Raw genomic sequence first — 11,861 nt, 5'->3', positions numbered from 1 at the left:
GAGATCGTTACATGGCGTTTACACCGCCGCTCAGACGGCGGCTCTTCGTCGGTAGAAACGATTGAACATGATCACTAGACAGAGGCTTCGATCATCAGCGATCATTGTCGCTAGGACTTTTCACCACCTCCGCACGAACCAGATCAGGAGCGATCAGTGACGCACGCATCCCCCGCAGGAGCCCACATGGAGGCCGAGCTGCGCTCGCAGCCCGAGACCTGGGCCACCGCGGCCGGTCTGCGCGACGAGCAGTCGCAGCTGCCGTCCGCGGGACAGCGGATCGCCGTCGTCGGCTGCGGCACCTCCTGGTTCATGGCGCAGTCCTACGCGACTCTTCGCGAGGAGGCGGGCCACGGCGTCACCGATGCGTTCGCCGCGTCCGAGGCGCCGGTCTTCGACCGGGACTACGACGCGATCGTCGCGATCACCCGCTCCGGAACCACCACCGAGGTCCTGGAACTGCTCGACCGGTTGCGCTCCGCGGGCAGCCGCGCGCGCACCGTCGGCATCGTGGGCGACCCGGAGACACCCCTGGTCGACCTGGTCGACACGGCCATCCGCCTCCCGTTCGCCGACGAGCAGTCGGTCGTGCAGACGCGGTTCGCGACCACGGCCCTCGCGCTCGTCCGCGCCTCCCTCGGGCACGACCTGGCACCGGCGATCGACCAGGCCGCCGCGGCGATCGACGAAGACCTCGACGACGAGCTCGTCTCGGCCGAGCAGTACGCCTTCCTGGGCGCCGGATGGACGGTCGGGCTCGCACACGAAGCGGCGCTCAAGATGCGCGAGGCGTCGCAGTCCTGGACCGAGTCCTACCCCGCCAAGGAGTATCGGCACGGTCCCATCGCGATCGCTGCACCCGGCCGCGTCACGTGGATGCTCGGCGAGGCCCCAACGGGACTCTCCGGCGATCTCGCCGTCACCGGTGCCCGCTTCGAGGACCGCCCGATCGACGGAATGGCCGACCTGGTCCGGGCGCAGCGTGTCGCGCTCGCGCGTGCCCGCCGCACCGGCCTCGACCCCGACAGCCCGCGCAACCTGACCCGATCGGTGATCCTGCCCTCGTGACCCTCGACCCCGTTCTCCCAGCGGCTCCGTCCGCCGCCCCGCTCGGGGGCGGCGTCCCGGTGCTCGCCTTCGATGTCGGCGGGACCGACACGAAGGGCGCGCTCGTGGACGGCGACGGACGCCTCGTGGAGGTCGTCCGCATCCCGACCCCGCACGCGGGCGCCGCGACCGGGGATGCGGTGGTGGAGGCGATCGCCGGGCTGGCGGCCCGGTTCGCCGCCGAGCATCCGGACATCGTGCCCCGGGCGGCAGGGCTGCTCGTTCCCGGTCACGTCGACGACGACGCCGGGATCGGCGTCTTCGCCGAGAACCTGGGCTGGCGGGACTTCCCGTTCCGAGCCCGCGCTGAGAACGCCCTCGGACTACCCGTCTCGTTCAGCCACGACGTGCGCGGCGCCGGGGAGGCCGAGCACCGGCTCGGCGCGGCAGCGCCCTACCGCGATGTCGTCGTGATGGCGATCGGCACCGGGATCGCCGGTGCGATCTTCGTGGACGGCCGCCTCTACACCGGCGGCGGGATGGCGGGCGAGATGGGGCACTCCCGGGTCGCCGACGGGCCGCTGTGCGCCTGCGGAGGAGTCGGATGTCTCGAGGCGGTGGCCTCGGCGGCCGCGATCGCCCGGCGGTACAACGCCCTCACGGGAGAGACCGTCCCCGGCGCCCGGGAGGTGCTGCAACGGGCAGAGGGCGGCGACGAGGTCGCGCGTCAGGTCTGGGACTCGGCCGTCGACGCGCTCGCCCTCGATCTGTCGCACACCGTCGCGCTGCTCGCGCCCGAGGCCATCGTGATCGGCGGCGGACTGGCGCAGGCCGGACCCGCTCTGTTCGGGCCGCTCGCCGAGAAGCTGGACGGCATCCTGACGTTCCACCGCCGGCCGGCGCTGCTGCCCGCGAGCATCGGCGAGAACGCGGGCGTGATCGGTGCTGCGCTGCGTGCCCGCGATCTGATCGGCACCGCGGACGCGGCGGCGGATGCGCCCGCGCGCGCAACCCCTCCCGCCCGGGCCGCGGCCCCCGCTCCGGAGCCCGCTTCGTGATCCTCACCGTCACGCCGAATCCGGCCCTCGATCTCACCTACCGCGTGCCGGCGCTCCAGCCGGGCGAGACGCACCGGGCGGCGCCCCCTGCCGTGCGAGCGGGAGGCAAGGGGCTCAACGTCGCGCGCGTCATCGCGCAGACCGGCGGCGCTGCGTTCGCCCTGACCACCGCGGGCGGCCCCTCCGGGCTGCGGCTGGCGGACGACCTGGAGGCGTCGCACCTGCCCGCCGAGCTGGTCCCGGTCGCGTCGCCCACCCGCAGCAGCGTGGCGATCGTCGACGAGACCGCCGGCGAGACGACCGTGATCAACGAGACCGGCGGTCCGCTCACGGACGCGGAGTGGATCGCACTGCGGGATGCGGCGACGCGTCTGGCCGTCCCCGCGACCTGCGTCGTCGGCTCGGGAAGCCTCCCGCCGGGCGCCCCTGAGGACTTCTACGCCGGCCTCGTGTCCATCGCGTCCGCGCGCGGCCTGCCGAGCGTCATCGACGCCGTGGGACCGGCGCTGCTGCGGGCGGCCGAAGCCGGAGCCGCTGTCGTCAAGCCGAACCGGCGCGAACTCGCCGAGACGACCGGTCACGACGATCCGGTCGCCGGCGCACGCGTGCTCCTGGAGGCCGGGGCCGGACTCGTCCTCGTCTCGCTCGGCGCCGAGGGGATGCTCGCCGTGCCGCGCACGGGCGCTCCGCTGCGCGCCCGCCTGCCGCAACCGCTGACCGGCAACGCCACCGGCGCGGGAGACGCTGCCGTGGCCGCGGTGGCGACCCTGCTCGCCTCTGGCACCGATGATCCCGCCGCCCTGCTGCGCCGGGCCACCGCCTGGTCGGCCGCCGCGGTGCTCGCGCCGCTCGCCGGCGACCTCCACCCGTCCTACCCGGAGCTCGAGGCCCGCCTCGTGACCGGCTGACCACCGACGACCGTCGCACACCGTCCGGAGCCGCCATGCCCCTCGTCCCCACCGCCGACCTGCTGCACGCCGCCGTCGGCCGCCGCACCGGCCTCGCCGCGTTCAACGTCATCCAGCTGGAGACGGCCGAGGCCCTGGTCGAGGCGGCCGAGCGCACCGGCCTCCCGGTCATCCTCCAGATCTCGCAGAACTGCGTCGCCTACCACGGGTCCCTGGAGCCGATCGCGGCGGCATCGCTCGCTCTCGCTCGGGAGTCGGCGGCGCACGTCGCCGTGCACCTCGACCACGCCGAGGACGAGCAGCTGGCCCGCCGGGCGGTGGAGACGGGATTCGGGTCGGTCATGTTCGACGGGTCCACGCTGGACTACGAGCACAACGTCGCCACGACCGTGCGCGTGGTCGAGTACGCGCACGCGAACGACGTGCTGGTGGAGGCGGAACTCGGCGAGATCGGCGGCAAGGACGGCGCACACGCGCCCGGCGTCCGCACCGACCCGGAGGAGGCGCGGCGCTTCGTCGAGGAGACCGGCGTCGACGCCCTCGCGGTGGCCGTCGGCAGCTCGCACGCCATGACCGAGCGCACCGCCGCCGTCGACCTCGAGCTGATCGCCCGGCTGCGACACGCCGTGCCGGTTCCGCTGGTGCTGCACGGGTCGAGCGGGGTGCCGGATGAGACCATTCAGCAGGCGATCCGCGCCGGCATCACGAAGGTCAACGTCTCCACCCATCTCAACCGGTTCTTCACGGACGCCGTCCGCGCCTCCCTCACTGCGCATCCCGAGGTGGTGGATCCCCGGAGGTACGTGCGCGAAGGACGGGCCGCGGTGGCGGCGGAGGCGGCGCGCCTGATGACGCTCTTCGACGTGGCGGGCGGCGACGAGCGCGGCGCGACACAGATAGGACACCGATGAACAGAGCAGAACGGCTGAACGCCGTCCTGGACCTCCTCGCCGAGGCCGGACAGGTGGAGGTGGACGACATCGTCGCGAAGCTCGACGTCTCCGCGGCGACCGCGCGGAGGGACCTCGACGCGCTGGCATCGCAGCAGCTCCTGACGCGCACGCGCGGCGGCGCCATCGGCCAGTCCGTCGCATACGACCTGCCCATCCGCTACAAGCGCGAGCAGCACGCGCCCGAGAAGCTGCGGATCGCGCAGGCGGCGAGCGCCCTCGTCCCGCGCGGTGCCGTGGTCGGGCTCTGCGGCGGCACGACCAGCACCGCCGTCGCGACCGTGCTGGGGTCGCGCCCCGACCTGATGGAGCCGTCCCCGCATCCCAGCCTCACCGTCGTCACGAACGCCATCAACATCGCCGCGCAGCTCGTGATGCGGCCGCAGATCAAGACGGTCGTGACCGGAGGTGTCGTGCACGCGCGCTCGTACGAACTCGTCGGCCCGTACAGCGACGTGGTGCTGGAGAAGATCACCATGGACATCGCCTTCATCGGCGTCAACGGCATCGACCCGCTGGTGGGCGCGACCGTCCACGACGAGGGGGAAGCCAGCGTCAACTCGCTGATGGCCCGCCGCGCCACGCGTGCCGTCGTCGTGGCGGATTCGTCCAAGATCGGGCGGAAGGCGTTCGCCACCCTCGGCGGCCCGAAGCTGCTCACCACGCTCATCACCGACGACGGGATCACAGCGGAGCAGCGCGCGGCGTTCGTCGACCAGGGGTTCGAGGTGATCGTCGCGTGAGCGGCGACCACCTCATCCACTCGGCGCGGCTCGTCGACGGCGGCATGGTCGTCGAGGACGGCTGGGTGCGCTTCGCGGGCGGCGTGGTCGCTGCGGTCGGGTCGGGGCCGTCGTGGCGGTCGGGGCCGTCATGGCGGTCGGAGGCGTCGTCGGAGTGGCGGTCGGAGGCGGCCGTGCCGGTGACGGATGCCTCCGGCGCGTGGCTCACTCCCGGTTTCGTGGACATCCACGTGCACGGAGGAGGCGGCGCGAGCTTCGACGACGGCGAGGATGCGATCCTGCGCGCGCTCGACCTGCACCGGAGCCACGGGACGACCCGTTCGGTGATCTCGCTGGTCACTGCGCCCGTTCCGGAGCTGGCGCGGCGCGTGCGCGAGGTGGGCCGGCTCGCCGCGTCCGACCCGCGCATCCTCGGCTCCCACCTGGAGGGCCCGTTCCTCGACGTGGGCCACAAGGGCGCACACGAGCCCTCCCTGCTGCGCCCGGCGACGCGCGCGGACATCGACCTGCTCCTCGAGGCGGCCGACGGCACGCTGCGCCAGATCACCCTCGCGCCCGAGTTGCCGGGCGGCATGGATGCGGTCAGAGCGTTCTCGGCGGCGGGAACCGCCGTGGCCGTGGGGCACACCGGCGCCGACTACGACCAGGCGCTGGCGGCCTTCGACGCGGGCGCGAGCATCCTCACGCACGCGTTCAACGCCATGCCCGGCCTGCACCATCGCGCGCCCGGACCCGTCGCCGCAGCCACGCGAACGCCCGGGGTCACGATCGAGATCGTGAACGACGGCGTCCACGTGCACCCGGAGGTGGTCCGGATGGCGTTCGCCGCAGCGCCCGGACGGATGGCGCTCGTCACCGACGCCATGGCGGCGGCGGGCTCGGCCGACGGCGACTACCTGCTGGGCTCGCTGGCGGTCGAGGTGCGCGACGGCATCGCCCGGCTGGCGGGCGGCGGCTCCATCGCGGGGTCGACGCTCACGCTCGACGACGCGCTGCGGCGGGCCGTGCGCGAGGTGGGCATCCCGGTCGCGGCGGCCGTGCGGGCGCTCACCGAGACGCCGGCTGCGGCTGTCGGCCGTGGCGCGGACCTCGGGCGGCTGTCACCCGGGTACGTCGCGGATGCCGTCCTCCTCGACGACGGCTTCGCGGTGCAGCAGGTGTGGAGCGACGGCTCGCCGACGCTCTGACGCGCATCCATGGGACGCAACACGCCGTCACGCGGAGGCGATAACGGCGTGTTGCGTCACCTCGTTTTCGCTCCGGCGGGTGTGCGCTCCCGGGACATGCGCCCCACGACCGCGACGAGCGCCAGCGAGACGACCAGCAGCCCGACGTAGCACCACGGGAGCAGCATCAGCCCGCCCAGGTCGTAGATCAGCGCACCGACCAGGGCTCCCCCGCCGATCCCGATGTTGAAGAAGGTCGTGTAGAGCGCGCTCGCGGTGTCGCGGAAAGCGGCCGACGATGTGTGGAGCAGGCGCGTCTGCAGCAGCGGCGGCAAAGCGCCGAAGGCGAGGCCCCACAGCAGGAAGGCGATCAGGGCCGGGATGGGCTGGGAGGCGACCACGGCTAGCGCCGCGACCGCCGCGCCGGTCACGAGCAGCGCCAGGACGAGCCCCAGCTGCGGGCGCGGGCCGAAGACCGACCCCGCCAGCAGCAGCCCACCCGCTCCGGCGATCCCGTAGATGAAGAGCAGCGCGCCGACGTTGCCCGACGGGACGCCCATCGGGCCGGTCAGGAACGGCACCACGAACGTGTAGAAGGCGTAGTGGCCGACCATCGTCACCGCGGCGATGACGCAGACCATGATCACGGCAGGCACCGTGCGGTCCCGCTGACGGGGTGCCGACCGGTCGCGGCGGCGGGTGCCGATCGCGTCCGCATCCCGTTCCACCGCGGGCAGCAGCTTCCAGATCACGATCGCAGCGACGATCATCAGCACGGCGAGCAGAGCGAACGACAGCCGCCAGCCGAAGAGGTGGCCGGTGAACGTCCCCAGCGGCACGCCGAGCACGAAGGCGAGTGTGCCTCCGCCGAGCGTGAGGGAGACGGCGCGGCCGATCTGCTCCTTGGGAACCAGGTGGCCGGCGTAGGCCCCGACGATGGACCAGAACATCCCGTGCGCGACACCGCCCAGGATGCGCGAGCCGACCACGAACTCGTAACTCGGCGCGATCGCCGTGAGAGCGTTCGAGATGCCGAGCACCACCAGGATGCCGATCAGGAGGCCGTGCCGCGGCCAGCGCTTGGTGAGCGCCGTCAGCGGGGTGCTGGTCACCACGACGGTGAACGCGAAGACGGTGACGAGGAGGCCGATCTGCGCCTCGGTCACCCCGAGCGAGGCGCTCATGTCCGGCAGCAGGCCGGTCGGGATCATCTCGCTGGTGACGGAGAGGAAGGTGGCCGCGGCGAGGGCGATGAGCCCCGTCCACGGGAATTTCGGTGAAACGCTCACCGGGGTCGTCGAAGTGGCAGTCATACGGGTCTGTCCAACGGACGGCGTTCCCCAGCCATTCCGCCGCGACGAACGGCGACCGGGATACGGAGGGAATGGCGGGTCGACTACGCGCTCGTGTGCGCGCCCAGGGCCGAGCGGGAACCGCCGACCACGGACGATTCTACCCGAGGCCGCTCAGGACGGAAGCGCTGTCCGTGATCTCGATGAGCGGCGCGTAGAGTGCCATCGCATCGAGAGCGCGCTGATGGTCGGCATCCGACAGGCCCGCGCAGGCGTCCGAGGCGACCCGGATGCGCACGCCGGCGTCCGCGGCGCCGAGGGCCGTGCTCAGCACGCAGCAGTCGGTGGAGACCCCGGCGAGCACCACATCCTGCGACCCCTGCAGAGCGGTGCGCAGGTCAGGACCCCACTTGCCGAACGTTGGCTCGCTCACGACCGGATGACCGGTGTCGCGGAAAGGGAGCACGAGGTCGTAGATCGGGTCGTCGTCCGGGACCAGCGCGAACGGCCACTGCTCGTAGTACGGCACCCAGGCGCCCCCCGGCCGCTCCGGGGCCACGAACCGGGTGAACACGACCCGATCGCCGAAGGCGGGCACCAGCCGGGCGATGACCGCCTCGGCCTCCGCGAACCGAGGGGTGAACCACTGGCTCGCCGGGTTACCGAAGACCTGCTGCATGTCGACGACGACGAGGGTCGGAGCGGTCACCGCTCCTCCTGGCGCCGCACGGCGTTGCGCGAGAATAGCAGCGTTCCGAGGTACCCGATCACCAGGGCGACCAGCACGCCCAGGTTCGCGAACGCCCAGTCGCCCTGCTTGCCGCCGATCGGCCCGAGCAGGTAGCCCTGCCAGCTGAGCCACGACGCGTACGTGTTGGTGACGAGACCCCAGCCGATCGCGGTCGCGATGACGATGAGGGCGATGGGGAGCCAGTTGACCGCTCCGTAGCGGCCGCGCCGGTCGTACAGATCCGCCTCGGCGTAGTCCCGCTTGCGCAGCTGGATGTCGGCGATGAAGATTCCGCACCATGCAGCGATCGGCACGCCCAGGGTGATCAGGAACCCCTGGAACGGGCCGATGAAGTCGGTGGCGACGAACACGACGTAGACCGCGCCGGCCGTCATGATCACGCCGTCGATCCCGGCCGCCACGTAGCGCGGCACCCGCACGCCGACGCTCAGCAGGGCGAGCCCCGACGAGTAGATGTCGAGCACCGCCCCGCCGACGAGCCCGAGCACCGCGACGATGACGAACGGCACCAGGAACCAGGTCGGGAGCAGGGACGCCAGCGCGCCGATGGGGTCGGCGCCGATGGCCTCGCTCAGCTTCGTCGACGACCCGGCCAGCAGGATGCCGAAGATCAGGAGGATCACGGGCGCCAGCGAGGAGCCGAACGTCGTCCAGCCGACCACCCCGCCGCTCCGGGCGGAGCGCGGAAGGTAGCGCGAGTAGTCCGCGGCCGCATTCACCCAGCCGAGGCCGAATCCGGTGAGCATGAAGACGAACCCGCCGATCACGTGTGGCGCGTCGCCCGCGGGGAGCGCGGCCACCGCGCCCAGGTCGATGTGCCCGAGCACGAGCAGGATGTAGACCACGGTCAGCACGCCGGTCACGATCGTGATGATCATCTGCATCCGCATGATGAGGTTGAAGCCGATGACGCCGCCGACGATGACGAGCGCGACCACGACGATGAGCGCGACGAGCTTGGTGACGACGCCGCCCTCCCAGCCCAGCTGCTCGAACACCGTGGCGGTCGCGAGCGCAGCGAGGGAGACGAGCACGGTCTCCCAGCCGACGGTGAGCAGCCAGGAGAGGAACGAGGGCACGCGGTTGCCCTCCACCCCGAACACCGCGCGGCTGAGCACCATGGTCGGCGCGGACCCGCGCTTGCCGGCGAGCGCGATGACGCCGCACAGCAGGAAGGACGCAACGATGCCGACGACACCGACGATGGTCGCCTGCCAGAACGAGATCCCGAACCCGAGCAGGAACGAGCCATAGCTGAGGCCGAACACCGAGACGTTCGCGCCGAACCAGGGCCAGAACAGGTCGCGCGGGCGTCCCTTCCGCTCGTCCTCGTGGATGGTGTTGAGCCCGTTCAGCTCGACGTTGAAGGCGGATGCCGCGCCCGAACGGGTGTCGGGCGTATCCTCACCGGTGCTGGTCATGCACCGATCGTGGTGCACCCGGCGGCGTCCGTCAACAGCGGCGCGCTAGGCGGCCCGCTACCCTGAACTGGTGACCGACTCCCCCGCCTCCAACCACTGGGTTCTCACCTTCAGCTGCGCCGACCGCCCCGGCATCGTGCACGCGGTGAGCGGAGCGATCGTCGCCGCCCGCGGAAACATCACCGAGAGCCAGCAGTTCGCGAGCACCGACACCGGGCGCTTCTTCATGCGGCTGCAGGTGGAGTCGGCGGCCGGGCGCGACGAGTTCGAGCGGGCACTCGCTCCCGTGGTCGAGCGGTTCGGGATGACTCACCGCGTCGACAACGTCGGACGCCCGCTCCGCACCCTGGTCCTGGTCTCCAAGGCCGCGCACTGCCTCAACGACCTGCTGTTCCGCCAGCGCGCGGGACAACTGCCGGTCGACATCCCCGTCGTGCTCTCCAATCACGACACCCTCGCCGACCTCGCCGGGTTCTATGGCGTCCCGTTCGAGTCGCACGCGGTGTCCGACGCCGCGTCGAAGGCCGCGTTCGAGGCGCGAATCCTGGAGGCGGTCGAGGAGCACGACATCGAGCTCGTCGTCCTCGCCCGCTACATGCAGATCCTGTCGCCCGGACTGTGCGAGCAGCTTGCCGGACGTGCGATCAACATCCACCACTCCTTCCTCCCGGGCTTCAAGGGCGCCAATCCCTACCGCCAGGCGCACGCTCGCGGAGTGAAGCTGATCGGCGCGACGGCGCACTTCGTGACCAGCGACCTGGACGAGGGCCCGATCATCGAGCAGAACGTCGTCCGTGTCGACCACACCCAGAGCGTGCAGGAGCTGGTCGCACTCGGTCAGGACGAGGAGAGCCGCACGCTGACGCAGGCGGTCAAGTGGTTCGCGGAGGACCGGGTGCTGCTCGACGGCGCCCGGACCATCATCTTCCGCTGACTCGCCCGCCGTTACACTGGCCTCGTGACTTCCGCGCCCGAACAGCACGCCCCGGTCAAGGTGGGCGTCAACGACGTGCTCCGGTTCGTGCTCGAACTGTTCGCCATCGTCTCGCTGGGCATCTGGGGCTTCCTCGCCTGGCCGCTGCCCTGGAACATCGTGGTCGGTCTGGGCGCGCCGGCCATCGCCATCCTGCTCTGGGCGCTGTTCCGGTCCCCCCGGGCGGTGCTCCACGTGGATGCGTTCGTCAAGGCGATCGTGGAGATCGTCGTGATGGGTTCGGCGGCCTTCGCCTGGTGGGACCTCGGGCAGCCGGTCGTCGCGATCGTGTTCGCCGTGGTGGCAACGGTCAGCGGCGTCATCAACGGCCGGCGCGAGTTCGCATGAGCCGGCTCGTCGTCCACAGCGCCCGCAAGGTCGATGCGGACGGGCTGGTCGACGACTTCTGGTTCGTCGCGGACGGCGCGCACATCACCGCCACCGGGTCGGGCCACGGCTGGCGCCAGGCGGTCGCCGGCGTGGACGGTGAGACGCCGGGCGACCGCGTCATCGACGCGCAGGGCCACTGGCTGACCCCAGGCTTCATCGACCTGCACTGCCACGGCGGCGGCGGTCACCCCTACGACGACGGCATCGACGAGATGCGCGCGGCGCTCGCCACCCATCGCGCCCACGGGACGACCCGGTCGCTGATCTCGCATGTCGCCAATCCACTCGCCTCCCTGCGCGAGAGCCTGAGCATCGTCGCGGAGCTCACCGCGACCGACCCGCTCGTGCTCGGCTCCCACCTGGAGGGGCCGTTCCTCGCGCCCGAACGCAGGGGCGCCCACGACGCGCGCTTCCTGCGGGAGCCGGAACCCGGGGTGGTCGAGGAGCTGCTCGGCGCAGCCCGCGGCACCATGCGCACGGCGACCATCGCGCCGGAGCTCCCCAACGCGCTCGAGTCCATCGGCGTGCTGACCGAGGCCGGAGTGGTCGTCGGCCTCGGCCACACCGCGGCCGACTACGCGCAGGCAGCGCGGGCGTTCGAGGTGGGTGCGCGGCTGCTGACGCACGCCTTCAACGCGATGCCGGGCATCCACCACCGCGCGCCGGGACCGGTCATGGCCGCGATCGAGAACCGGGAGGTGACGCTCGAGCTGATCCTGGATGGCCTGCACGTGCATCCACCGGTCGCCGGGCTCCTGTTCCGGGAGGCCCAGGGCCGCGTCGCCCTGGTGACGGACGCGATGGCGGCGGCCGGCGCGACCGACGGCGACTACCGGCTCGGCGACCTCAACGTGACCGTCCACGACGGACTCGCCGTGCTATCCGGCACCCACACCATCGCCGGGTCGACTCTGACGCAGGATGTCGCGCTCCGCAACGCGGTCACGCTCGTCGGTGTGGACCCGGTGGAGGCGGTGGCCGCCCTCACGCGGACCCCGGCGCACGTGCTCGGCGAGGACCACCGCCTCGGACGCCTGCACACCGGTTACGTCGCGGACGCGGTGCTGCTCGACCACGACTGGCGCGTGCGCTCGGTCATCGCCGACGGCGCACTGCTCTAGTCCCGCCGGCGCGACCGGCACCGGCCCGACCAGCGCCGGCC

At 72.0% G+C, this 11,861-nt stretch carries 12 protein-coding genes; 9 read left to right on the top strand and 3 right to left on the bottom strand.

Translation table 11 applies throughout. The features are described from left to right. The first annotated feature begins 186 nt into the window (after positions 1-186). From P3F85_RS02990 to nagA (P3F85_RS02965), 6 genes are read left to right on the top strand one after another with little or no spacing between them, the layout of a single operon-like run. On the top strand, positions 187-1,068 hold the full coding sequence (locus P3F85_RS02990; RefSeq protein ID WP_374010985.1) for an SIS domain-containing protein: 882 nt from the start codon (positions 187-189) through the stop codon (positions 1,066-1,068). Next, positions 1,065-2,105 carry an ROK family protein gene (locus tag P3F85_RS02985; RefSeq protein WP_374009771.1) on the top strand — a complete coding sequence of 347 codons (1,041 nt, stop codon included), beginning with the start codon at positions 1,065-1,067 and terminating at the stop codon, positions 2,103-2,105. The genes P3F85_RS02990 and P3F85_RS02985 overlap by 4 nt, the downstream gene beginning before the upstream one ends. Beyond that, positions 2,102-3,013, top strand: a complete 912-nt coding sequence (locus P3F85_RS02980) for a 1-phosphofructokinase family hexose kinase (RefSeq protein ID WP_374009770.1) — start codon at positions 2,102-2,104, stop codon at positions 3,011-3,013. Before P3F85_RS02985 ends, P3F85_RS02980 begins: the two co-directional genes overlap by 4 nt. A 35-nt stretch (positions 3,014-3,048) precedes the next feature. Next, positions 3,049-3,924: a ketose-bisphosphate aldolase gene (locus P3F85_RS02975; RefSeq protein WP_374009769.1), complete on the top strand. Its 876-nt coding sequence runs from the start codon at positions 3,049-3,051 to the stop codon at positions 3,922-3,924. Then, a complete protein-coding gene (locus P3F85_RS02970) occupies positions 3,921-4,706 on the top strand; it encodes a DeoR/GlpR family DNA-binding transcription regulator (protein ID WP_374009768.1) in 786 nt (261 codons plus the stop codon). Before P3F85_RS02975 ends, P3F85_RS02970 begins: the two co-directional genes overlap by 4 nt. After that, a complete protein-coding gene (nagA, locus tag P3F85_RS02965; protein ID WP_374009767.1) occupies positions 4,703-5,893 on the top strand; it encodes an N-acetylglucosamine-6-phosphate deacetylase in 1,191 nt (396 codons plus the stop codon). Before P3F85_RS02970 ends, nagA (P3F85_RS02965) begins: the two co-directional genes overlap by 4 nt. Positions 5,894-5,949: 56 nt before the next feature. Here the strand turns inward: nagA (P3F85_RS02965) and P3F85_RS02960 are convergent, their stop codons facing one another. The 3 genes from P3F85_RS02960 to P3F85_RS02950 all read right to left on the bottom strand — a co-directional run bounded on the left by P3F85_RS02960 (position 5,950) and on the right by P3F85_RS02950 (position 9,336). After that, entirely contained in the window at positions 5,950-7,161 is a 1,212-nt protein-coding gene (locus P3F85_RS02960; RefSeq protein WP_374009766.1) for an MFS transporter, read from the bottom strand. A 163-nt stretch (positions 7,162-7,324) separates the two neighbouring features. Next, the gene (locus P3F85_RS02955; RefSeq protein ID WP_374009765.1) at positions 7,325-7,873 is read right to left on the bottom strand and encodes a cysteine hydrolase family protein; all 549 of its coding nucleotides are present in this window, start codon (positions 7,871-7,873) and stop codon (positions 7,325-7,327) included. After that, positions 7,870-9,336, bottom strand: coding sequence for a cytosine permease (locus P3F85_RS02950; RefSeq protein WP_374009764.1), 1,467 nt, complete (start codon positions 9,334-9,336; stop codon positions 7,870-7,872). The genes P3F85_RS02955 and P3F85_RS02950 overlap by 4 nt, the downstream gene beginning before the upstream one ends. Positions 9,337-9,406: 70 nt before the next feature. Between P3F85_RS02950 and purU the strand changes: the two genes are divergently transcribed. Genes purU through nagA (P3F85_RS02935) form a run of 3 tightly spaced genes read left to right on the top strand, consistent with a single transcriptional unit; the run spans position 9,407 to position 11,820 of the window. Then, positions 9,407-10,270: a formyltetrahydrofolate deformylase gene (gene purU / locus P3F85_RS02945; protein ID WP_374009763.1), complete on the top strand. Its 864-nt coding sequence runs from the start codon at positions 9,407-9,409 to the stop codon at positions 10,268-10,270. 24 nt (positions 10,271-10,294) lie between these two features. Continuing rightward, positions 10,295-10,657 (top strand): YrdB family protein, encoded by a 363-nt coding sequence (locus P3F85_RS02940; RefSeq protein WP_374009762.1) that lies wholly within the window; start codon positions 10,295-10,297, stop codon positions 10,655-10,657. After that, positions 10,654-11,820, top strand: a complete 1,167-nt coding sequence (gene nagA, locus P3F85_RS02935) for an N-acetylglucosamine-6-phosphate deacetylase (RefSeq protein ID WP_374009761.1) — start codon at positions 10,654-10,656, stop codon at positions 11,818-11,820. The genes P3F85_RS02940 and nagA (P3F85_RS02935) overlap by 4 nt, the downstream gene beginning before the upstream one ends. Positions 11,821-11,861: the final 41 nt, after the last annotated feature.

This window comes from Leifsonia sp. T36S-04 (genome assembly GCF_042465655.1).
In the GTDB taxonomy this organism is placed as follows: Bacteria; Actinomycetota; Actinomycetes; order Actinomycetales; family Microbacteriaceae; genus Leifsonia.
The sequence above is the reverse complement of the archived record's forward strand: the minus strand, read 5'-3'. Positions and strand labels throughout refer to the sequence as shown.